Origin of the sequence: Leclercia adecarboxylata (assembly GCF_006874705.1) — a bacterium.
GTDB classification, from domain to species: domain Bacteria; phylum Pseudomonadota; class Gammaproteobacteria; order Enterobacterales; family Enterobacteriaceae; genus Enterobacter; species Enterobacter adecarboxylatus_C.
Genome location: NZ_CP035382.1, coordinates 1,318,685 through 1,342,890, shown reverse-complemented (window position 1 = coordinate 1,342,890; position 24,206 = coordinate 1,318,685). Strand labels below are relative to the sequence as shown.

Sequence of the window (24,206 nt, the reverse complement as noted above, 5' to 3'; positions counted from 1 at the left end):
TTATTTATTTCTGTGCGAATTTAGGCTTCCGGTATGGTACCAGAAACATCGGTCTTATTAATTGACGCCGAAAAAGGGGAAGCCAGTATGAACGTGACGAATACGGATTCCAGACCTGCGTTGCTTTATACCAATATTGTGGATTTACCGGAAAGCGATGAATCTGTACGCCTGATTGTTTCTCAGCCTGTTGTCAGAGTGGAGGCGGGAGCGGTGCAACGGATGCGTTTTATATTGCAGACGCAAAAGCCGCTTATGCAGGAAGAGCTCAAGAGAGTGACCTTCGAAGGTATTCCGCCGAAAGAAAAAGGTAAGGAACGTCTCGCGGTCACCATTCGCCAGGATCTACCGGTAATTATTCACCCTGCGGGTCTTGCGCAAGATCTTGCCCCCTGGAAGCATCTTAAATGGCACAAACAGGGAAGCTCTCTGGTTGTCACAAATCCATCGAGCTATGTCGTTCGTATGGCGACAGGGTTTAGGTCATTACCCTCCGGTAAACAAGGGGCGTTGAAAACTACCTATTTATTGCCACAGTCCAGTATGACCCTGGCATTGCCGAATAAAGCGGATACAAAAGTGGAATTTTATCCCGCCAGTCGTTACGGGTACAAAGGTGACAGCTATATAGCGCCATTACAGTAAGTCGTTCAGGGAAAACATGGATGTTTAAAAGAACGCTGCTCATGTGCGCAGTCAGCTTGATCTGTGCGCGACAAGGGAAAGCCGCAGAAATCGAAGCCGGCGCCCTCGAATTTGATAATGAAACGTTAAAATCGCTGGGTATCAACCCCGCGGTTTCGGCATATTTTGCAACGAAATCACGCTTTATGCCCGGGCAGGCGACCGTGACCCTGAAAGTGAACGGACAGGAAAGAGGGCGCATGGTTGCGCGTTTTCAGCCGCAGGGCGAACTCTGTTTCGATAAGTCATTAATGGAATATGCGCATATACGCATCCCCGACGACTATCAGGAAGGGTGTTACGATTATCTGAGTTTTCGCCCGGAAACCGTTGTAACTGCCGATCCCGGGCAAGAGTTGATTGAATTAATTGTATCCCCCGATGAAATCAACCGTCAGGGCATGCCCGTAACGGACTTTGCTATGGAGGGGTCGGGGGGCGTCCTGAACTATTCGGTCATGTCGTCCCGCAGTGAATACAGCGGCGGCAGCTCCACCTGGTCTCAGGCCCAGCTTGATGGTGGGGTGAATGTTGCGGGCTGGCTACTGCGTACCAATCAGCTATTAAGCCAGTCGCAAGGTCAATTTAACAGCGAAAACAGCCAGACCTATATGCAGCGTACCTTCGTCAATTTGCGCACTACTGCAAAAATGGGTGAAGTCACTATGAATAACGCGTTGCTGGAGGGCGCTGGCTTATATGGTGTGTCGTTATCGCCGGAACATGGCCTTGATGCACAGGAGAACATGGTCAGAGTAAGCGGGATCGCCAATACGCCGCAGGCACGAGTGGAGGTACGCCAACAGGGTACATTGGTCTATTCGACGCTGGTTCCCGTGGGGCCTTTTACGCTCACCGATTTTTCTCTGCGCAACTATACCAGTGACCTCAACGTGACGGTGGTCGAGACCGATGGCACGCAGCATAGCTATGTGATCCCCGCCTCCCTTTATCTTCAGCGTCTGGGGAAACCGGCAGGCCTGTTCCTGGCCTTTGGGCAAGTGAGTGATGATTACAACAAAAAACCGCTGGTGCTGAGCGCGTCGGGCGGCTGGCGGCTTCTGCCCGGCAGTAACATTAACCTGGGGATGATCCTGGCCCAGGATTTCCAGACTGCTGGCGTCAGTATTAACACCGCCCCCTCTGCTTCAACCCTGCTGAGCCTTAAGATCAATCAGTCCTATGATCATGAAAATGCGCGGCAGGGACAAAGCTATCGTATGGAAGCCAGTCTTACATCGGCGCTGGGCGTAAGCGTGACCGCGTCGACGGGCTACTATTCGCCAGGCTATCGGGAGTTCTCGCAGTTTATTGATAGTGGTTTAACAACGGTAAAACAGCATGAATATGCCGTTGGATTGCAATGGCAAACCCGTAAGGCAGGAACGTTCAGTGCCAGCCTCTATGAAACGAAAAACCGCAACCAGTCAGGTAAAACGCGTTATATCAATGCAGGGTGGGGCAGTAACCTGTTTTCGGCCTATGTTTCTGCTAACTGGCAGCATCAGTTAGGTGATGGAAAGGGGAAGAAGGACGATCTGTTCTATTTCAATATCAGCTTCCCGCTGGGCAAAAACAGTATGAACACCTACGCACGCCGTGAGGGCGGTGCGACCCGCTATGGATCCACACTCATGGGGAATCTCTCTGACGATAACGCTTATTCGTTAGGGACCGAGTATGACCATAAAGAGAAGGATAGCAGCATCAGTGCGGGGCTAAGCAGCAATCTGCACTATTCCCAGCTGATGCTAAATGCCAGCGTGGCCAGTGAAAACCGCCGTAGCTATTCTGGCTCTCTGCAGGGGGGGATCGTGGCACATGACGAGGGTGTGACGTTTTCACCCTTGCCAGTACGTGACACCTTCGGTGTTGCCTCGCTGGATCAACCCGTCGCGGGCGTTAAAATCGACACGCCACAAGGACCGGTGTGGACGGATGAACGCGGCTATGCGGTGCTGCCTTCGCTGAATGCGTGGCAAAAATCGCGCGTGGAGGTGAGTACCGAAACCTTGCCTAAGAATATGGATATCGGTAACGGTACACGTTTCCTCAGCCAGGGGCGGGGCTCGGTAGGTAAGGTTCAGTTTGCGGCAGTGACCCAGCGTCGCGTCTTGCTCGAAGTCACTATGAAGGATGGCAAAAAACTGCCAAAAAACAGAGCCATTACGGATACACAGGGTAATTATCTCACCACCTCGGTTGATGATGGCGTGGTATTCCTGAACAACGTCAGCACCCGGCAAGTTCTGGTGGCACAAGACGACTCCGGCAGTTGCCGCATCCCGCTGACCCTGCCAGAAAAAGCGCAGACGGGGGTATTTTATGAAACGGCAAAAGGAGTGTGCCAATGAAACGTTATTTGCTGATGGCGGCGATAGGGTTAGTACCTTGCCAGAGCTGGGCGGCGTGTGAGCTTATCGCCAGCCAGCAAAAGATCGTTTACAGCCGCCTGACGCCAGCAGAACGGCAGCAGGGCAACATGCCATGGATAACGCTACCGGAAAAACAGATTCAGGTACAAGTTAACTGTAGCGAACCGCAGCGTATCCGCCTGTTCCTCGGCAGTGACCTGCCGCGTAATGGTACCTTTTCATTGGGTAGCGAAGGGGAAATGCGCATTACCGCTTCACATGCATATGTTGACGATCGCCCTGTGCGTATCGCACCAGTACACAGAACAGATACCGTGCTCCGTTCCGGTGGCAGCGAAGCGCTACAGGCATCGCTGAATGAGGGTTTGGGGTTCAGCAACGGTGAGGAGGTATACGGGAAAAACGCCTCGGTTTCACTGTTGGTGGCAGCCCGGATAAAACTCGGTCCAGTGACAGAACTCACCACCTGGCGCGGAAACCTGAATATAAACCTGGAGGTGCAATGATGCGTGGCATTTGCCTGCTTCTTGCGGCCTTCATTGCTGTGCCTGTGGTCGCGAAGGACAGCGTTAGTATCGATTTTGAGCTGACCGCGGATGCTGCGGCCTGTATTCCCGTTCTGAGCAATAACGGCGTCGTGGATTTCAACTCCCGCAGCGCCGGGAGCTTATCCCGCAATGCCTTTACGCAACTTGGGACACGCGATCTGGTCTTAAGCCTCACCTGTGAGTCGTCCACGGCGGTCGCTATTACCGCGCGGGATACACGGGCCGCTTCGGTCACCTGGGGCAAAGATGAAAAAGGCCAGCAAGGTCCACGCTTCCAGATTAATGGTGGTCAGTATGTCAATGAGGGATCACGACTGTTTGGCCTGGGCATGACGGCGGAAAACAAGCCTGTCGGCAGCTATGCCGTACAGATTGATGCCACGAACGTAATGGCGGCAGATGGCGATCGCAGCGTGGCGGTAGAGGTGGCCGGCTCGGCAAACCAGCAAGGACCCTGGGTAAAAACCGAATTGCTACCGTTACCTGCGAGACAGGATTATTTCTATACGTTTGTGCAGAAGGGGACGCTGAATCCGCAACCCGTTAGCGCCGCCACGATACCGTTACAGGTAAGTGCTACGGTGGCAAACGCGTTGGGCAGTAGCCAGACAATCAAGCTGGATGGTGAAGCGGTAATCAGCATCGTCTATCTGTAATGGCGGATCGACGAGCCTGGCTCGTCGATCCGGGAGGATCACACTTCGAGGAAGTTCATAATGCCGTCTGCCGCTTTACGACCTTCGGCAATGGCGGTCACCACCAGGTCAGAACCGCGAACGATATCGCCACCGGCGAAAATTTTCGGATTGCTGGTCTGGAACGCGTTATCGCTGCCTTCCGGGGCGATAATGCGGCCCTGAGAGTCCAGCTCGACGCTGTGCTTCGCCAGCCACTCCATGCTGTGAGGACGGAAACCAAACGCCATTACTACCGCATCTGCCGGGATCACATACTCTGAACCGGCAACGATCTCCGCGCGACGACGGCCTTTCGCATCCGGTGCGCCCATTTCAGTGCGCGCCACTTTTACGCCGCTCACTTTGCCGTTGGCATTCACTTCAATACCCAGAGGCTGGATGTTGAACTGGAACTCCACACCCTCTTCACGCGCGTTCTTCACTTCGCGTTTTGAGCCCGGCATGTTCTCTTCGTCACGACGATAGGCGCAGATAACGTGTGCTGCATTCTGACGAATGGAAGTACGCACGCAGTCCATCGCGGTATCACCGCCACCGAGAACTACAACGCGCTTACCTTCCATGCTGACGTACGGCTCAGCGGCGGTTTCGCCGTAACCCATCATCTGCTTGGTGTTGGCAATCAGGAACGGCAGGGCATCGAACACGCCTGTGGCATCTTCGTTTTCCAGCCCGCCACGCATCGACTGATAGGTGCCGACGCCCAGGAACACGGCGTCGTAATCCTTCAGCAGATCGTCGAGCTGCACGTCGCGGCCCACTTCCACGTTCAGTTTGAACTCAATGCCCATGCCGGTGAAGATCTCACGGCGACGGGTCATGACCTCTTTTTCCAGCTTGAAGGCCGGGATACCGAAGGTCAGCAAACCGCCGATTTCCGGGTGACGGTCAAATACCACCGCCTTCACGCCGTTACGGGTCAGCACGTCGGCGCAGGCCAGGCCTGCCGGGCCTGCACCGATGATCGCCACGCGTTTGTCGGTCTGACGTACGCCGGTCATGTCCGGGCGCCAGCCCATCTCGAACGCTTTATCGTTGATATAGCGTTCGATGTTGCCAATGGTCACTGCACCGAACTCGTCATTCAGGGTACAGGAACCTTCACACAGACGATCCTGAGGACACACGCGGCCGCATACTTCCGGCAGGGTGTTGGTCTGGTGAGACAACTCAGCGGCCTCGAAAATACGCCCTTCGTTGGCCAGCTTCAGCCAGTTCGGGATGTAGTTATGGACCGGACACTTCCACTCGCAGTACGGGTTGCCGCAGGACAGGCAGCGGTCTGCCTGTGCTTTGGCCTGGCCTTCGGAAAACGGCTCGTAGATTTCAACAAATTCAATTTTACGGATCTTCAGCGGCTTCTTCGGCGGATCCACACGCTGCAGATCGATAAACTGGTAAACATTCTGGCTCATCTGAATTCCTTACTGCGCCTGCACACGCAGCTCTGCTGCGCTACGACTACGGTGACCCAACAGGGCTTTAACATCGCTGGACTTCGGTTTAACCAGCGCGAATTTCGCAGAGAACGCCGGCCAGTTGGCCAGGATCTCTTCGCCGCGCACGGAACCGGTATGATGTACATGCTCGGTGATCAAACCACGCAGGTGCTCCTCGTGGATCGCCAGGCTTTCAACATCCAGCACTTCCACCAGTTCCGGGTTCACGCGTTTGCGGAAGTCACCGCTTTCGTCCAGGACATAGGCGAAACCACCGGTCATACCTGCGCCGAAGTTAACGCCGGTTTTGCCCAGCACGCAGACAATCCCACCGGTCATGTATTCACAGCCGTTATCGCCGATACCTTCCACCACGGTGATGGCGCCGGAGTTACGCACCGCGAAACGTTCACCTGCACGCCCTGCGGCAAACAGACGACCACCGGTGGCACCGTACAGACAGGTGTTGCCGATGATGCTGGCATCGCAGCTGCGGAAGGCGGAGCCGACCGGCGGACGCACCGCCAGCAGACCGCCCGCCATGCCTTTACCGACGTAGTCGTTGGCATCGCCAGTCAGATACAGCTCAACGCCGCCTGCGTTCCACACGCCGAAGCTCTGGCCTGCGGTACCGCTGAAGTGCGCCGTAATCGGGTCGGCTGCCAGGCCCTGGTCGCCGTGCGTCTGCGCAATGTAGCCCGAGAGCGTTGCGCCTACTGAACGGTCGGTGTTGCGAATATCAAACCAGAAGGTTTTGCTCTGCTTGTCATCCACAAACGGCTTCGCCTGCTGCAACAGCTGCGCGTTCAGCACGCCATTGTCGAACGGCGGGTTGTTCTCGGTGCAGTACACCGCTTTGCCCGGATGTGGTTCAGCCGTTTCCAGCAGACGGGACAGCTTCAGGTTCTGCTGCTTAGCCGTGAACCCTTCCAGCTCTTTCAGCAGGTCGGTACGGCCAATCAGATCCACCAGACGCGTTACGCCCAGTTGCGCCATCAGCTCGCGGGTTTCGCGGGCGATGAAGTCAAAGTAGTTGGTCACTTTGAACGGCAGGCCATGGTAGTGGTTCTTACGCAGCTTCTCGTCCTGGGTTGCAACACCGGTTGCGCAGTTGTTCAGGTGACAAATACGCAGGTATTTACAGCCCAGCGCCACCATCGGGCCGGTACCGAAGCCAAAGCTCTCTGCGCCGAGGATTGCCGCTTTGATGATGTCGAGGCCAGTTTTCAGACCGCCATCCACCTGCAGACGGATCTTGTGACGCAGACCGTTAGCCACCAGCGCCTGCTGGGTTTCCACCAGCCCCAGCTCCCACGGACAGCCCGCGTATTTCACGGAGGAGAGCGGGCTCGCGCCGGTACCGCCGTCATAACCGGCGATGGTGATCAGATCCGCATAGGCTTTCGCCACGCCGGTAGCGATAGTGCCCACGCCCGGCTCGGAAACCAGCTTCACGGAGATCATCGCTTTCGGGTTGACCTGTTTCAGGTCGAAAATCAGCTGCGCCAGATCCTCGATAGAGTAGATATCGTGGTGCGGCGGCGGGGAGATCAGCGTCACGCCCGGCACCGAGTAGCGCAGTTTGGCGATGTACGGGGTCACTTTATCACCCGGTAACTGACCGCCTTCGCCCGGTTTCGCACCCTGAGCGACTTTAATCTGAATCACGTCGGCATTAACCAGGTACGCCGGGGTCACACCAAAGCGACCGGAAGCGACCTGCTTGATGCGCGACACTTTGTTGGTGCCGTAGCGCGCCGGATCTTCACCGCCTTCGCCGGAGTTGGAGTTCCCGCCGATGCTGTTCATCGCTTCTGCCAGCGCCTCGTGGGCTTCCGGGCTCAGCGCGCCGATAGACATCGCCGCAGTATCAAAGCGTTTGAACAGTTCAGTCGCCGGTTCAACATCATTGATGCTGACGGCGGTATCGCCCGGGTTCACTGCCAGCAGATCGCGCAGCGTGGCCGCCGGACGGTTGTTCACCAGCTCAGCATACTGCTGATAATCGCTGTACTCGCCGCTCTGGACGGCCTGTTGCAGGGTGCGCACTACGTCCGGGTTATAGGCGTGGTATTCGCCGCCATGGACATACTTCAGCTGCCCGCCCTGATCCAGCGGTTTACGTGCCAGCCAGGCGCGTTTGGAGAGGTTCAGCAGATCCTGCTGGAAGTCGCTAAAGCCCGCACCGCCGATACGGCTGATCACGCCCTGGAAGCACAGGTCGGCAACATCGTCATGCAGACCGACAGCTTCGAACAGCTTCGAGCAGCGGTAAGAGGCGATAGTCGAGATGCCCATCTTGGACATGATCTTGTACAGGCCTTTGTTGATGCCGTTACGGTAGTTCAGCATCACGGTACGGTAATCTTTGTCGATGGCCTGGCCGTCGACCAGTTTTGCCAGCGTTTCGTAGGCCAGGTACGGATAAATTGCCGTCGCACCGAAGCCCAGCAGCACCGCGAAGTGGTGCGGGTCACGTGCGCTTGCGGTTTCCACAATGATGTTGGCGTCGCAGCGCAGGCTCTTATCAACCAGACGCGTCTGGATAGCACCGACGGCCATTGGCGCCGGCACCGGCAGACGGTTCTTCGCAATGTTGCGGTCGGACAGCACCAGCAGAACGGTACCGTTACGCACCATCTGTTCCGCTTTATCACACAGCGCCTTCACCGTCTCTTCGAGGGTCGCTTCGGTCGCGTCGAACGTAATATCGAGCGTGTCGGCGCGGTAGTGCTCCTCTTGCATGGTGGTGAGCTGTTTGAAATCGGAGTACAGCAGGATCGGCGATTTAAAGGTCAGACGGTGGGCCTGGCCTTCGGCTTCGCAGAAGACGTTCATCTCACGACCGATGCTGGTGGCCAGAGACATCACGTGGGCTTCACGCAGCGGATCGATTGGCGGGTTAGTTACCTGCGCAAACTGCTGGCGGAAGTAGTCGTAAATGATACGCGGCTGGCTGGAGAGCACGGCAAACGGGGTATCGTCACCCATGGAGCCGACCGCTTCCTGGCCATTTTCACCCAGTACGCGGATAACGGAGTCCAGCTCTTCCGCGCTGTAGTTAAACTGTTTCTGGTAGCTGGCGAGGGTATCATCATCCAGCTCGCGGCTGCCCACGTCCTGATCCGGCAGATCTTCAAACGGCACCAGACGGCGAACGTTTTTCTCCATCCACTCTTTGTACGGATGACGGCTTTTCAGGTCGTTATCGGTTTCCGCGGAGTGGAGAATGCGACCGCCACGGGTGTCGATCACCATCAGTTCGCCAGGCCCTACGCGGCCTTTTTCGACCACTTCGTCAGGCTGGTAATCCCAGATCCCCACTTCAGAGGCGCAGGTGATCAGCTTGTCTTTAGTGATGACGTAGCGCGCCGGGCGCAGGCCGTTACGGTCGAGGTTACAGGCCGCAAAGCGCCCGTCGGACATGACGATACCGGCCGGACCATCCCACGGTTCCATGTGCATGGAGTTGAAGTCGAAGAAGGAACGCAGTTCAGGATCCATATCCGGGTTGTTCTGCCAGGCTGGCGGAACCAGCAGGCGCATGGCGCGAACGATGTCCATCCCGCCGGCCAGCAGCAGCTCCAGCATGTTATCCATTGAGCTGGAGTCAGAGCCGGTTTCGTTGACGAACGGCGCTGCATCGTGCAGATCCGGGATCAGCGGGGTCTGGAATTTATAGGTACGGGCGCGGGCCCACTGGCGGTTACCGGTGATGGTGTTGATTTCACCGTTGTGCGCCAGATAGCGGAACGGCTGAGCCAGCGGCCAGCGTGGTACGGTGTTGGTGGAGAAGCGCTGGTGGAACAGGCAAATGGCCGATTCCAGACGCAGGTCCGCCAGGTCCAGGTAGAAGCGCGGCAGGTCAGCCGGCATACACAGACCTTTATAGATGTTCACCAGGTTCGAGAGGCTACAGACGTAGAATTCTTTATCTTCCTGGAGACGTTTTTCAATGCGGCGACGGGCGATAAACAGGCGGCGTTCCATATCACGTGGACGCCAGCCCGCAGGCGCGTTGACAAAAATTTGCTCGATACGAGGCAGCGAGGAGAGGGCGATTTCACCGAGTACCCCTTCGTTGGTGGGCACTTCGCGCCAGCCGACGATAGACAGGGTTTCGCGTTGAAGTTCTTCTTCGACGATGCGGCGTGAGATAGCTGCTTTTTCCGCGTCCTGATTCAGGAACAGCATGCCGACAGCGTAGTTTTTGGCTAAACGCCAGCCGCGCTCTTCCGCCACGATGCGAAAGAAACGATCCGGTTTTTGCAGCAGCAGACCGCAACCGTCGCCGGTTTTACCATCCGCAAGGATAGCGCCACGGTGCTGCATACGGGCCAGTGCGTGTATAGCGGTACGCACTACCTTGTGGCTAGGTTCGCCTTCTATGTGGGCGATCAGGCCGAAACCACAGTTATCCTTCTCAAGGGATTTATCGTACAACATATCAGTGAACCTCCCCAGGCTCTTCGGGACTTCTCTCTGGACCGTGGCGCACAGGCACAGCAAGAGCGCGGCGACGGGGTTTGCGTTTCATACGCGTACCTCGCATTCGCCCTCTTAATATCCTTTTCGCACAGGTCAAACAAGTTTGAGGACTTGCTTCAGAGGGAATCTCAACTACTGCATAAATATGATGAGCAGGCTGCTCATCCAGAAAGCTTCCAGCGGATTTCCAACTTATCGGGAATCCGTACACAGGTCAAATGGCAATCTTATTTATACAGAAATGTGCTAAGGGGAGGTTATCAATCTGATTTTGTTAGTTATTTAACGTGTTTCACATCCCTGTAACCTTCCTGTGGGCTTTAAGGTAGTGTGATCTGACTCACTATATGAAAGCGGTATTATCGCTGTAGCATGCTGAATAGTGCGATTTAAGCAGGATATAATCCTACCACAGGGGGAAAGCCCGCATGATGTCACTGTTTTTCAGCGCAGACGATATAAATGAAAAAATCCTGCAGAACATAAGGAAAAGTAATTAGAAAGACGATGAATGAAATTGCAATTATCCTGGTTAATTATGCAAAGGATAAAAGCACGCCGGGACGATTGATCCAGGTCATCGCCGTCGGAGGTTAAAAATGGCAGGCTTGTCCCCTTTCAACGGGGCAGTCTATCAGATTATGCAGTTACAGAAATTAGTCAATATGTTTGGTGGGGATCTTTCACGCCGGTACGGGCAAAAGGTTCATAAGCTGTCGCTGCACGGGGGTTTTAGCTGCCCGAATCGCGACGGTACTATCGGGCGCGGCGGCTGTACCTTCTGTAATGTGGCCTCGTTTGCCGATGAGGCGCAGCAGCATCAGTCCATTGCGGCGCAGCTTGCCCACCAGTCGGCGCTGGTGAATCGGGCGAAACAGTATCTGGCCTATTTTCAGGCCTATACCAGCACATGGGCAGAAGTACAGGTACTGCGCTCGATGTATCAACAGGCGGTGAGCCAGGCCAATATCGTCGGACTCTGTGTCGGCACCCGGCCTGACTGTGTGCCGGAGGCGGTACTCGATCTGCTCAGCGAATACAAAGAGCAGGGGTATGAGATCTGGCTGGAGCTGGGCTTGCAGACCGCGCACGATAAAACGCTGCATCGTATTAATCGCGGCCACGATTTTGCCTGCTATCAACGTACCACCCGACTGGCGCGTGAACGCGGGCTGAAGGTCTGTACCCATCTGATTGTCGGCCTGCCGGGTGAAGGGCAATCCCACGCCCTGGAAACCCTGCATAAGGTGGTGGAGACCGGCCTTGATGGTATTAAGCTGCACCCGCTGCATATCGTGACGGGAAGCATTATGGCTAAAGCCTGGGAGGCCGGGCGACTGAACGGTATCGAGCTGAACGAGTATGTAGTGACGGCCGGAGAGATGATCCGCCACACGCCGCCGGAAGTGGTGTATCACCGCATCTCCGCCAGCGCCCGCCGCCCAACGCTGCTGGCACCGCTGTGGTGCGAGAACCGCTGGACGGGGATGGTGGAGCTGGACCGCTATCTGAACGCGCAGGGGGTTCAGGGCTCGGCGCTGGGCGCACCCTGGGTGCCCGCGTTATCTTCGGCGTCCGCCTAATAAGCTGCCCAGCACACCGCGTACAATCTGATTCGTCACCTGACGCGCCGCGCTTTTCGCCATGGTTTGCACCACCCCGTCGCGTTTACCACCGCGTGGACCGGTGCTGCCAAACAGGATGTCCTTCAACCCGCCGAGGATCCCGTCATCGACCGCAACGGACTGGCCTTTCGCGGCGGGGGCCTCCTGCTGCGCCGTACTGTTTTGCACCCCTTTTTGCAGCATCTCAAAGGCAGACTCTCTGTCCACCCGATCCTCGTACTTTCCGTAGACAGGCGAATGGTTGATCAGCCCGTTACGCTCATCGTCGCTGACCGGTCCCATCCGGGAGTTGGGGGCGATAACCATCGCGCGCTCCACCACTGACGGGCTGCCTTTGGCATCGAGAAAGGAGATCAGCGCCTCGCCGGTTCCCAGCGCCTGAATAGCCGCTTCGGTATCAAAGGCGGGGTTGGCGCGCATGGTCTGCGCAGCGGCTTTCACCGCCTTCTGGTCTTTGGGCGTAAAGGCGCGCAGCGCATGCTGGACGCGATTGCCCAGCTGGCCCAGCACGTTGTCGGGAATATCAGACGGGTTCTGCGAAACAAAATAAACGCCCACCCCTTTGGAGCGGATCAGGCGGATCACCTGCTCGATCTTATCCAGCAGCACCTGTGGCGCATCGCTGAACAGCAGATGCGCTTCGTCAAAGAAGAAGACCAGCTTCGGTTTTTCCAGGTCGCCGGCTTCCGGCAGTTGCTCAAAGAGATCGGAGAGCATCCACAGCAGGCTGGCCGCGTAGAGCTTCGGCATCTGGTAGAGCTTCTCTGCACTGAGGATATTGATGATGCCTTTGCCGTTGCTGTCGGTACGCATCCAGTCTTTGATATCCAGCATAGGCTCGCCAAAGAAGTGTTCGGCGCCCTGTTGTTCCAGCGTCAGCAAACCGCGCTGGATAGCCCCCACGGAGGCGCTGCTGATATTGCCGTACTGATTCTGAAACGATTTGGCGTTATCCCCTATGTACTGAGTAATGGCCCGCAGATCCTTGAAGTCGAGCAGCAGTAGCCCCTGATCGTCGGCAATGCGGAAGATGATGTTCAGCACGCCGGACTGTACCTCGTTCAGATCGAGCAGACGCGCCAGCAATAGCGGGCCGAGATCGGACACGGTAGCGCGCACCGGATGGCCTTTTTCACCGAAAATATCCCAGACCACCACCGGATTGCTCTCCGGTTGCCAGTCGGTGACGCCGATATTGTTCAACCGTTCAAGAAGCTTCTCTGAGCCGACACCCTCCCGGGCAACACCGCTGAGATCGCCTTTCACGTCAGCCATAAATACCGGCACGCCGATACCTGAAAATGACTCGGCCAGCTTTTGCAGCGTCACCGTTTTACCCGTGCCGGTAGCGCCGGTAATCAGGCCATGACGGTTTGCCATTGCGGGCAGGAGATAGAGTTCGTTATCCAGCGTCCGGGCAATCAGCAGGGGTGTACTCATGATGGGCTTCCTCGTTCAGTCCTGCGTGGAGTATAGGCAACCTGACGGTAAAAAGAGCGGGTCAATTTCTGACTTTGCGGCGCATTACGCAACGCGGACTATGCTTTTACACAGGGTAAACAACATATTGGAAAGCTATGTCCAGATTCTTCTTTAACGACCGCAAACAGCTGGTTAATGACGCCATTGAAGGTATGCTCATTTCCGCCCCGCATGGCAATCTCGTCAAACTGGATAGCGATCCGGCTATCCGCGTGGTGGTGCGCGCCGACTGGGATAAAAGCCGCGTGGCGGTGATTTCGGGGGGCGGATCCGGCCATGAACCGGCGCATGCGGGATTTGTGGGTAAAGGGATGCTGACTGCTGCCGTCTGTGGCGATCTGTTTGCTTCACCGAGCGTAGAGGCGGTGCTGAATGCCATCGTGGCGGTGACGGGCGATCGTGGCTGTCTGCTGATCGTCAAAAACTACACCGGGGATCGCCTCAACTTTGGCCTCGCGGCGGAAAAAGCCAGGTGCCTTGGGCTCAAAGTGGAGATGGTGATTGTGGCCGATGATATCGCCCTCCCGGATAACAAACAGCCGCGCGGCATCGCCGGAACCGCGCTGGTGCATAAGATTGCCGGGTACGCCGCCGAACAGGGGAAATCGTTAAATGAGGTGCGGGACATGGCTCGTCAGGCCTGCGACAACCTCTGGAGCCTGGGCGTAGCGATGCAGACCTGCAACCTGCCGGGCAGCGACGATGAAGAGGGGCGTATCAGGAAAGGCCATGTTGAGCTGGGGCTTGGGATCCACGGTGAGCCCGGGGCCTCGGTGGTCGAGACACAAAACAGCAGGGCGATTATCGATACGCTGGTGAAACCCTTGCTGGCGCAGGCAGGTGTTGGGCGGCTGGCCGTGCTGATCAATAACCTCGGCGGCGTCTCGGCGCTGGAGATGGCACTGCTGACCAAAGAGCTGGCGCATTCGGCCCTGAAGGATCAGATCGCCTGGTTGATTGGCCCGGCGCCGCTGGTGAGTTCGCTGGACATGAAAGGCTTTTCGTTATCCCTGCTGAAGCTGAATCCGGCCTTTGAGCAGGCGATTACCGCGCCGGTGGAGACGCTGGGCTGGCAAAAGCCGGTGGCCTTTGCGCCGCTGCGCACGCTGGCGCACACTCCGCTGCATGACAGCGTGGAGTTTACGCCGTCGGCGAACGCAAACGTCGCGCGGTATCTCGCCGCTGCCACGGGCTGCTTAATCGCCCTGGAAAATCGCCTTAATGCCCTGGATGCGAAAGTAGGGGACGGCGATACGGGATCGACCTTTGCGCAAGGCGCGCGGGATATTGCGCAATGGCTTGAAGAGGAACGCCTGCCGCTGAACGATCTGCCGCAATTGTTGCTGGTGGTGGGGGAGCGGCTGGCGACGGTGATGGGGGGATCGAGCGGGGTGTTGATGTCAATCTTCTTTACCGCCGCCGGGCAGGCGCTGCGTGGCGGTAAGCCCTTGCCCGATGCCTTACTGACCGGACTTGCGCAAATGAAACATTATGGCGGGGCCGATCGCGGCGATCGTACCTTGATCGACGCACTCCAGCCCGCGCTGGAAGCGCTGCAGAGCGGGGATCTTGAGGCCGCCGTCAGTGCGGCACAGCAGGGCGCTGATGCCACAGCAAGCATGAGCAAAGCCGGAGCGGGGCGCTCGTCCTATGTGAATAAGGAGAATCTCGATGGGGTAGCCGATCCTGGCGCGGTGGCGGTGGCCGAGGTGTTTGGCGCGTTAGTGCGGTAGTGGTTAAATGCCCGGTAAGCGTAGCGCTACCGGGCAACAACAGCTTAAAAGTCTGCTTTCAGCACCACGCGGTAACGGGCTTTGCCGTCACGAACGTGCTGGAGCGCTTCGTTGATTTTCGACATCGGATACATCTCGATGGTCGGAGAGACTTTGGTGCGGCCGGCAAACTTCATCAGCTTACGCAGCTCATAAGGTGTGCCTGTTGCAGAACCCGATACGCTGCGATCGCCGCCAATCAGCGTGAACGCAGGAACCGGCAGTGGCTTCAGGACGGCACCGACGGTATGGAAGTTGCCGCCGTAGGCCAGCGCTTCAAAGTACGGCTGCCAGTCGAGATCGACGTTCACGGTATTGATGATTAAATCAAACTGACCTGCCAGGGCTTTCAACAGCTCAGGATCCCGGCTGTTCACCACCTTATCAGCCCCCATCGCCAGCACTTCTTGCTCTTTTGCCGGGTTGGAACTGAACGCCGTCACTTCGCAGCCCATGGCATGCAGAAGCTTGATGGCAATATGGCCCAGACCACCGATACCAATGACCCCCACGCGGCTGGTGGCGGTGATATGGTGCATCAGCAGTGGTTTGAAAACCGTGATCCCGCCGCACAGCAGTGGACCGGCGGATTCGATATCGATCTGATCAGGGAGAGGAATGACCCACTGCCAGTCGGCGCGCAGTTTGTCGGCGAAACCGCCGTTATTGAGGATGGTAGGCGTGGCGCCTTCCAGACAGTTAATCTGGTTGCCGCTGATACAGGCGTCACAGTGACCGCAGCTGCGTGCGGTCCAGCCAATGCCCACGCGCTGGCCAATCTTCAGCCCTTTTTCCTGCGCGGCACTGCCCAGGGCCACCACGCGGCCAATGACTTCGTGCCCGGCAATCAGCGGGTATTGCGAGAAGCCCCATTCATTGTCGATCATCGACAGATCGGAATGGCAGATCCCGCAGTAATCGACCTGAACTTCAACGTCTTCTGCTTTCAGCTCGCCCGCATCGTATTCGTACAGCTCAAGCTCTGCACCCGCCTGCGGTGCGGCGTAGCTTTTTATCTTCGACATGATATTACCCCCTGATGGTGTGGAACTGAGAGTGTAGAGCATTCAGTTTACAGTCGCTTAACAGAAGGGGGCAGGAAAGGAATTATAACGTTTTTAACATCCGCACTTCGCAATCAACATGTCCGGTACATCCCAGCGGCTGGTCGATATGCTCAAAGCCGAGATGTTCGTACAGTCTGATGGCGTCGGTCAGAAAGGCAGTGGTTTCGAGATAGCAGCGTTTAAAACCCTGCTCGCGGGCATGATCCAGCGCCTGTAACGCCAGTTTTTTTGCTAAGCCTTGTCCACGGACGACGGGTAGGAAATACATTTTTTGCAGTTCGCAGATGTCCGGCTCGCTGCAGGAGAGCGGCGCAACGCCGCCGCCGCCCACAACCTGGCCGTTCTGCTCAACAACCCAATAGGCATGCCCCGGCTGGCTGTACACCGAATACAGTTCGTCGAGATTGGGATCCGCAACGGTATAGCCTTTATCGGCCGTCAGGCCGTATTCGGCTGATACCCGGCGGATAACGCCGGCAATTGCCGGGTTATCCGTGGCGGTGATACGGCGCAGATGCGCCGTTACAGAGGCATTTACATGCATAGCTTCACTCATCACAGCGCGCTAATGACAGCCTGTTGCTCAATCAGTTTCGCTTTCGCATCGGCGAAACCAACCAGACGCTCACGCTCTTTAGCGATAACCGCTTCCGGTGCGCGGGCGACAAAGCCTTCGTTAGACAGTTTGCTTTCGATCTTACCGATTTCGATTTCGACTTTGGCCACTTCTTTCGCCAGACGTGCCAGCTCAGCATCTTTGTCAACCAGGCCAGCCATCGGGATCAGCAGCTCGGCGCCGTCGATGATTTTGGTCACGGAGACCGGACCTTTATCATCCGCAGGCAGCACGGTGATGCTCTCCAGACGCGCCATGGTCTGCAGGAAGGTGCTGTTCTCGGTGACGCGACGAACCGCCGCCTCGCTGCAGCCACGCAGCAGCAGCGCCAGCGGTTTACCCGGGGAGATGTTCATCTCTGCACGGATGTTACGCACGGCAACGATCGCCTGCTTCAGCCACTCGGTATCGGCGGCTGCGGCCTCATCAACCTGCGCAGCATCGAATTCCGGGAACGGCTGCAGCATGATGGTGTCAGCACTGATACCGGCAATGACCTTCACGCGCTGCCAGATGGTTTCGGTGATGAACGGGATGATCGGGTGCGCCAGGCGCAGCAGACCTTCCAGCACGGTAATCAGGGTGTTGCGCGTGCCGCGCAGTTCCGCTTCAGTTCCGCCGTTCATTACCGGTTTGGTCAGCTCCAGGTACCAGTCACAGAACTGGTTCCAGGTGAACTCGTACAGGATGCCTGCCGCGATATCGAAGCGATAGCTATCCAGCGCCTCACGGAACGCTTTAGTGGTCTGGTTGAATTCCGCCAGGATCCAGCGGTCGGCCAGCGACAGGGTCATTTCGCCGCCGTTAAAGCCGCAATCCTGATCTTCGGTGTTCATCAGCACAAAGCGGCTGGCGTTCCACAGCTTGTTACAGAAGTTGCGGTAACCTTCCAGACGCTTCATGTCCCAGTTGATGTCACGACCGGTAGAGGCCAGCGCCGCCAGGGTGAAACGCAGGGCGTCGGTGCCGTGTGGCTCGATGCCGTCCGGGAACTGCTTCTCGGTACGCTTGCGGATCTTCTCAGCCAGCTGCGGCTGCATCATGTTGCCGGTACGTTTCTCCAGCAGGTCTTCCAGCGAGATACCGTCAACCATGTCCAGCGGGTCAATAACGTTACCCTTGGACTTGGACATCTTCTGGCCTTCGTCGTCACGGATCAGACCGGTCATGTAGACGGTATGGAACGGAACCTGCGGCTTGCCGTCTTCATCTTTGATGAAGTGCATGGTCATCATGATCATGCGGGCGATCCAGAAGAAGATAATGTCGAAGCCGGACACCATCACGCTGGTTGGGTGGAACTGACGCAGCGCGTCGGTGTTCTCTGGCCAGCCGAGCGTGGAGAAGGTCCACAGCGCGGAGGAGAACCAGGTGTCCAGCACGTCCTCGTCCTGACGCAGGGCAACGTCAGCGCTCAGGTTGTTTTCCTGACGCACTTCGTCTTCAGTGCGACCAACGTAGACGTTGCCTTCGTTGTCATACCACGCCGGAATGCGGTGACCCCACCACAGCTGACGGGAGATACACCAGTCCTGAATATCGCGCATCCAGGAGAAGTACATGTTTTCGTACTGTTTCGGTACGAACTGGATGCTACCGTTCTCAACCGCTTCAACCGCCGGTTTCGCCAGCACGTCGGCGCGGACGTACCACTGGTCGGTCAGCATCGGTTCGATCACCACGCCGCCACGGTCACCGTAAGGAACGGTGAGGTCGTGCGGTTTGATCTCTTCCAGCAGGCCGAGAGCATCAACAGCGGCAACCACTGCTTTACGCGCGGCAAAACGCTCCAGCTTCTGGAACTCAGCCGGGATGTCGCTGGAATAAACGTCAGACTCTTCGCCTTTGGTGTCATACACTTCCGCGCTTTCACGGATGTCGCCATCAAAGGTCAGGATGTTGATCATCGGCAGGGCGTGACGACGACCGACTTCGTAGTCGTTAAAGTCGTGCGCCGGGGTGATCTTCACGCAGCCGGTGCCTTTTTCCATGTCAGCGTGTTCATCGCCCACAATCGGAATGCGGCGGTTTACCAGCGGCAGCACCACGAACTTGCCAATCAGATCTTTATAACGCGGATCTTCCGGGTTCACGGCTACGCCGGTATCGCCCAGCAGGGTTTCCGGACGCGTAGTGGCGACCACCAGATAATCTTTACCGTCTGCGGTTTTCGCACCGTCGGCCAGCGGATAGCGGATGTGCCACATGGAGCCTTTAGACTCGCGGTTTTCCACTTCCAGGTCAGAGATGGCGGTGCGCAGTTTCGGGTCCCAGTTTACCAGGCGCTTGCCGCGGTAAATCAGGTCTTCTTTATACAGACGGACGAACACTTCTTTTACGGCGTTGGAAAGACCTTCGTCCATGGTGAAGCGCTCGCGCTCCCAGTCCACGGAGTTACCGAGACGGCGCATCTGACGGGTAATGGTGCCGCCGGATTCTGCTTTCCACTGCCAGATTTTGTCGATAAAGGCGTCGCGGCCGTAGTCGTGACGGGTTTTACCTTCTTCAGCGGCAATCTTGCGTTCGACCACCATCTGGGTAGCAATACCCGCGTGGTCAGTACCGGCCTGCCACAGGGTGTTTTTACCCTGCATGCGCTGGTAACGGATCATGGTGTCCATGATGGTCTGCTGGAAGGCATGACCCATATGCAAACTGCCGGTGACGTTCGGCGGCGGGATCATGATGCAGAAGGACTCTTTGCTTTCATCGCCGTTAGGCTTGAAATAGCCCTGCTGTTCCCAGTGCTCGTAAAGCGGCTGTTCGATATCGCGTGGGTTGTATGTCTTTTCCATTATTTCCAGGTTGCCGTATTCAGGTTAAAACCAGCCAGGCGGTACGCTTTATAGCGTTCGCGCGCCAGTTGTTTCAAAGAATCTTCGTGAGGGACAAAGTCTACCACTTCTGTGAAAGCGGTGGCAAAATCTGCAAAGCCGGTACGCAGGCTGATTAAAATATCCCGCGGGCTGCTGTTGCGTTTTTGCGGCCAGGCGATCTCCACCGGCGCGCCACCGCGCGGTCCTTCCCCCGCGAGATTATGCGGAACAAAACTTTCTGACGGTCGTGCCCACAGGGCTTCATCCAGACGGATGGCCTGCTGTTCATCTTCGCAGGCAATGAGCACGCGTTTTCCACCGCGCCAACGTTCTGCGGCAATCTCACACACCAGCTGTTCGACGGCGCTTAAGCCATCCTGTTGCGTGTCATTGTCCAGAAGATAGAACGTTGCGTTTTTCATATATGGGGCTTCTTGTTTTGGATTTAAATGCAAAGCCGGGTGGCGCTACGCTTACCCGGCCTACAAACGGCATTTTCCGTAGGCCCGGTAAGCGTAGCGCCACCGGGCAACAGACGATGAATTACTCTTCGCCGTTAAACCCGGCGCGGTTCAGCAGGAACTGCGACAGCAGAGCAACAGGGCGGCCGGTAGCGCCTTTGGCTTTACCGGAACGCCATGCGGTACCGGCGATGTCCAGGTGGGCCCAGTTGTATTTGCGGGTAAAGCGCGCCAGGAAGCAGGCGGCAGTAATGGCCCCGCCAGGACGCCCACCGATGTTGGCCATATCCGCAAAGTTGGACTCCAGCTGCTCCTGGTACTCATCGGCCATCGGCAGACGCCACGCACGGTCACCCGCCTGTTCAGAGGCGCCAATCAGCTCGTGGGCCAACGGGTTGTGGTTCGACATCAGACCGGTGATGTGATGCCCCAGCGCAATTACACAGGCGCCGGTCAGAGTTGCTACGTCGATCACCGCTTCTGGCTCGAAGCGCTCAACGTAGGTCAGTACGTCGCAAAGCACCAGACGGCCTTCAGCGTCGGTGTTCAGCACTTCCACGGTCTGCCCCGACATGGTGGTGAGCACGTCGCCAGGACGATAGGCGCGACCACCCGGCATGTTTTCACAGCCGGCCAGCACGCCGATCACGTTGATGGGCAGCTGGAGTTCCGCGACCATGCGCATCACGCCGTAGACCGCTGCCGCACCGCACATGTCGTACTTCATCTCGTCCATGCCTTCGGCAGGCTTGATAGAGATACCGCCGGAGTCGAAGGTCAGGCCTTTACCGACCAGTACAATCGGACGCACATCTTCAGACGGGCTGCCCTTATACTCAATGACCGACATCAGGGATTCATTTTGTGAACCGTTCCCGACGGCCAGATAGGAGTGCATACCCAGCTCTTTCATCTGCTGTTCGCCAATCACGCGGGTAACAACGTTTTTGCTGTAGGAGTCTGCCAACTGGCGCGCCTGGGAGGCGAGATAACCCGCGTTACAGATGTTTGGCGGCATATTGCCGAGGTCTTTCGCAGCCTTGATCCCGGCAGCGATGGCCAGACCATGCTGGATGGCGCGCTCGCCGCTGGTCAGCTCACGACGGGTCGGGACGTTAAAGACCATTTTACGCAGCGGACGACGGGGTTCGCTTTTGGTGGTTTTCAGCTGATCAAAGCTGTACAGCGTCTCTTTTGCTGTCTCAACCGCCTGACGCACTTTCCAGTAGGTGTTGCGGCCTTTGACGTGCAGTTCGGTCAGGAAACACACGGCCTCCATTGAGCCAGTATCATTCAGCGTATTAATCGTTTTCTGAATAACCTGTTTGTACTGGCGCTCATCCAGCTCGCGCTCTTTGCCACAGCCAATCAGCAGGATACGCTCGGACAGTACGTTCGGCACATGATGCAGCAGCAGCGTCTGTCCCGGTTTGCCTTCCAGCTCGCCACGGCGCAGCAGGGCGCTGATGTAGCCGTCACTGATTTTATCGAGCTGCTCTGCGATCGGAGAGAGTCTGCGGGGTTCAAACACGCCGACAACGATGCAGGCACTCCGCTGTTTCTCCGGGCTACCGCTTTTTACACTGAACTCCATGAACTACGCTCCTGAATCTTAAAGACAACAGCAGCAGCTACGGATAGAATTGAAACCTTTCGTAACTCATGCCCGCTGTTGCGGTGACTTCGTGTTAATCTTACGTTATTACGGTTTCGACACGTCATAGCAACTGCTGAAGCGCGAATCCGCCGGGTGTTCTAATCTTAGCGATGATTTCGACGACTCAAGAGAATAAATGACGTTTAAGCCATGAAACAAGCGATTTTCCTGCAAAAAGACGGGTTTTTACGGGCGTATTTAATGTGATAATCATAAGATATCTGGTGCGGGAGACGCTAAAAAGCCAGCTGGCGATACTCTTCATCCTGCTTCTGATCTTTTTCTGTCAGAAACTGGTGAGGATCCTCGGCGCGGCTGTCGACGGCGAAATTCCCACAAATCTGGTGCTTTCTCTGCTCGGGTTAGGCGTGCCTGAAATGGCGCAGCTTATCCTGCCATTAAGCCTTTTCCTCGGACTGCTGATGACGCTCGGTAAACTCTATACCGAAAGCGAAATCACCGTCATGCATGCCTGTGGTTTGAGTAAAGCGGTTCTGATTAAGGCCGCCATGGTCCTGGCGCTGTTTACCGGCATCGTCGCCGCGGTGAACGTGATGTGGGCTGGTCCTGTCTCTTCCCGTCATCAGGATGAGGTGCTGGCTGAAGCGAAAGCGAACCCCGGCATGGCCGCACTGGCGCAGGGGCAGTTCCAGCAGGCTACAGATGGTAATTCCGTGCTGTTTATCGAAAGCGTGGATGGCAGCAGCTTTAACGAGGTTTTCCTCGCGCAAATCCGCCCTAAAGGCAATGCTCGTCCGTCGGTGGTGGTAGCCGACTCCGGTCAGCTCGCGCAGGGTAAAGACGGTTCGCAGATCGTGACCCTGAATAAAGGCACCCGCTTTGAGGGCACGGCGCTGCTGCGCGACTTCCGCATCACCGACTTCCAGAACTATCAGGCGATTATTGGTCATCAGGCGGTGGCGCTGGATCCCAGCGATACTGAGCAGATGAGCATGCGTACGCTGATCAATACCGATACCAATCGTGCCCGCGCGGAGCTGCACTGGCGTATTACTCTGGTATTCACCGTCTTTATGATGGCGTTGATGGTGGTGCCGCTCAGCGTGGTCAACCCACGCCAGGGCCGCGTGCTTTCCATGCTGCCCGCGATGCTGCTGTATCTGGTGTTCTTCCTGCTGCAAACCTCGATCAAATCGAATGGCGGTAAAGGAAAAATCGACCCGTTTATCTGGACCTGGGTGATTAACGGACTCTATCTGCTGTTGGCCGTCATCCTCAACCTGTGGGATACCGTGCCGATGCGCCGTGTACGAGCCCGGTTTACGCGTAAAGGAGCGGTGTAATGCAGGCGTTTGGCGTTCTTGACCGCTATATCGGTAAAACCATTTTTACCACCATCATGATGACGTTATTCATGCTGGTGTCTCTCTCCGCCATCATCAAGTTTGTCGACCAGCTGAAAAAGGCCGGGCAGGGGAGCTATGATGCGTTGGGGGCGGGTATGTATACCCTGCTCAGCATTCCGAAAGATGTGCAAATCTTCTTCCCGATGGCGGCGCTGTTAGGCGCCCTGCTGGGGCTGGGGATGCTGGCGCAGCGCAGTGAGCTAGTGGTAATGCAGGCGTCGGGCTTTACCCGTATGCAGGTTGCGCTGTCAGTGATGAAAACCGCAATCCCGCTGGTATTGCTGACGATGGCGATGGGCGAGTGGGTTGCACCGCAGGGCGAGCAGATGGCGCGTAACTATCGCGCACAGATGATGTATGGCGGCTCGCTGCTCTCTACCCAGCAGGGGCTGTGGGCGAAAGACGGCAATAACTTTGTCTATATCGAACGTGTTACCGGCGATAACACGCTCGGCGGCGTGAGCATCTACAGCTTTAACGATCAGCGCCGTTTGCAGGCGGTTCGTTATGCCACGTCGGCCACCTTCGATACCGATAAAAAGGTCTGGCGTCTGTCCCAGGTGGATGAGTCAAACCTGCAGGATCCAAAGCAGATCACCGGTTCGCAAACGGTCACTGGCACCTGGAAAACCAACCTGACCCCCGACAAGCTCGGCGTAGTAGCCCTCGATCCGGATGCGCTGTCCATCAGCGGGCTGCACAACTACGTGAAGTACCTGAAGTCGAGCGGCCAGGACGCCGGACGTTACCAGCTCAATATGTGGAGCAAGATCTTCCAGCCGCTCTCCGTGGCGGTGATGATGCTGATGGCGCTGTCGTTTATCTTCGGCCCGCTGCGTAGCGTTCCCATGGGGGTACGCGTCGTCACCGGCATCAGCTTCGGCTTTGTTTTCTACGTTCTCGATCAGATCTTCGGTCCGTTGACGCTGGTTTACGGTATCCCGCCAATTATCGGCGCGCTACTGCCGAGCGCCTCCTTCTTCCTGATCAGTCTCTGGATGCTGTTGAAGCGCTCCTGACCCTACACACCTCATCTCCTCCTTTGGGAGGTGAGGTGCCTCCTCTGTTTTACCCCTCAATTTTTTGCACAACCTTCAACGTCTTGCCTGGA

Annotated in this window: 16 protein-coding genes; 8 read left to right on the top strand and 8 right to left on the bottom strand. The window is 56.7% G+C overall.

Going from position 1 to position 24,206, the window contains the following annotated elements:
• Positions 1–33: 33 nt before the first annotated feature.
• From ES815_RS07335 to ES815_RS07320, 4 genes are read left to right on the top strand one after another with little or no spacing between them, the layout of a single operon-like run.
• Entirely contained in the window at positions 34–645 is a 612-nt protein-coding gene (locus tag ES815_RS07335) for a fimbria/pilus chaperone family protein (protein WP_185902393.1), read from the top strand.
• A 20-nt stretch (positions 646–665) separates the two neighbouring features.
• Positions 666–3,038, top strand: a complete 2,373-nt coding sequence (locus ES815_RS07330; protein WP_142487274.1) for a fimbrial biogenesis usher protein — start codon at positions 666–668, stop codon at positions 3,036–3,038.
• Entirely contained in the window at positions 3,035–3,565 is a 531-nt protein-coding gene (locus ES815_RS07325) for a hypothetical protein (RefSeq protein WP_142487273.1), read from the top strand. Before ES815_RS07330 ends, ES815_RS07325 begins: the two co-directional genes overlap by 4 nt.
• Positions 3,562–4,263 carry a DUF1120 domain-containing protein gene (locus ES815_RS07320; protein WP_260609669.1) on the top strand — a complete coding sequence of 234 codons (702 nt, stop codon included), beginning with the start codon at positions 3,562–3,564 and terminating at the stop codon, positions 4,261–4,263. The genes ES815_RS07325 and ES815_RS07320 overlap by 4 nt, the downstream gene beginning before the upstream one ends.
• A 38-nt stretch (positions 4,264–4,301) precedes the next feature.
• Here ES815_RS07320 and ES815_RS07315 read toward each other — a convergent pair whose 3' ends face one another.
• Both ES815_RS07315 and gltB read right to left on the bottom strand, forming a co-directional pair.
• A complete protein-coding gene (locus ES815_RS07315; RefSeq protein ID WP_142487272.1) occupies positions 4,302–5,720 on the bottom strand; it encodes a glutamate synthase small subunit in 1,419 nt (472 codons plus the stop codon).
• A 9-nt stretch (positions 5,721–5,729) separates the two neighbouring features.
• Complete coding sequence (gltB, locus tag ES815_RS07310; protein ID WP_142487271.1) at positions 5,730–10,190, bottom strand: glutamate synthase large subunit; 4,461 nt, start codon at positions 10,188–10,190, stop codon at positions 5,730–5,732.
• Between the two features lie 683 nt (positions 10,191–10,873).
• On the opposite strand from gltB, the gene ES815_RS07305 reads away from it, so the two are divergent.
• Positions 10,874–11,815 (top strand): TIGR01212 family radical SAM protein, encoded by a 942-nt coding sequence (locus tag ES815_RS07305; RefSeq protein WP_142490027.1) that lies wholly within the window; start codon positions 10,874–10,876, stop codon positions 11,813–11,815.
• Here ES815_RS07305 and ES815_RS07300 read toward each other — a convergent pair.
• On the bottom strand, positions 11,795–13,297 hold the full coding sequence (locus ES815_RS07300) for a helicase HerA-like C-terminal domain-containing protein (RefSeq protein ID WP_142487270.1): 1,503 nt from the start codon (positions 13,295–13,297) through the stop codon (positions 11,795–11,797). The genes ES815_RS07305 and ES815_RS07300 overlap by 21 nt on opposite strands.
• A 137-nt stretch (positions 13,298–13,434) precedes the next feature.
• Between ES815_RS07300 and ES815_RS07295 the strand changes: the two genes are divergently transcribed.
• A complete protein-coding gene (locus tag ES815_RS07295; protein WP_142487269.1) occupies positions 13,435–15,072 on the top strand; it encodes a dihydroxyacetone kinase subunit DhaK in 1,638 nt (545 codons plus the stop codon).
• Between the two features lie 44 nt (positions 15,073–15,116).
• Here the strand turns inward: ES815_RS07295 and ES815_RS07290 are convergent, their stop codons facing one another.
• The 5 genes from ES815_RS07290 to pepA form a co-directional block, all read right to left on the bottom strand.
• A complete protein-coding gene (locus tag ES815_RS07290) occupies positions 15,117–16,136 on the bottom strand; it encodes an NAD(P)-dependent alcohol dehydrogenase (RefSeq protein WP_142487268.1) in 1,020 nt (339 codons plus the stop codon).
• A gap of 82 nt (positions 16,137–16,218) precedes the next feature.
• On the bottom strand, positions 16,219–16,722 hold the full coding sequence (locus ES815_RS07285) for a GNAT family N-acetyltransferase (protein WP_142487267.1): 504 nt from the start codon (positions 16,720–16,722) through the stop codon (positions 16,219–16,221).
• A gap of 11 nt (positions 16,723–16,733) precedes the next feature.
• Positions 16,734–19,589, bottom strand: a complete 2,856-nt coding sequence (locus tag ES815_RS07280; RefSeq protein ID WP_142487266.1) for a valine--tRNA ligase — start codon at positions 19,587–19,589, stop codon at positions 16,734–16,736.
• Positions 19,589–20,032, bottom strand: coding sequence for a DNA polymerase III subunit chi (holC, locus tag ES815_RS07275; RefSeq protein ID WP_142487265.1), 444 nt, complete (start codon positions 20,030–20,032; stop codon positions 19,589–19,591). The genes ES815_RS07280 and holC overlap by 1 nt, the downstream gene beginning before the upstream one ends.
• A 121-nt stretch (positions 20,033–20,153) precedes the next feature.
• Complete coding sequence (gene pepA, locus ES815_RS07270; RefSeq protein WP_142487264.1) at positions 20,154–21,665, bottom strand: leucyl aminopeptidase; 1,512 nt, start codon at positions 21,663–21,665, stop codon at positions 20,154–20,156.
• Between the two features lie 266 nt (positions 21,666–21,931).
• On the opposite strand from pepA, the gene lptF reads away from it, so the two are divergent.
• Both lptF and lptG read left to right on the top strand, forming a co-directional pair.
• A complete protein-coding gene (gene lptF, locus ES815_RS07265) occupies positions 21,932–23,032 on the top strand; it encodes an LPS export ABC transporter permease LptF (RefSeq protein ID WP_142487263.1) in 1,101 nt (366 codons plus the stop codon).
• Entirely contained in the window at positions 23,032–24,114 is a 1,083-nt protein-coding gene (lptG, locus tag ES815_RS07260) for an LPS export ABC transporter permease LptG (RefSeq protein ID WP_142487262.1), read from the top strand. Before lptF ends, lptG begins: the two co-directional genes overlap by 1 nt.
• Positions 24,115–24,206: the final 92 nt, after the last annotated feature.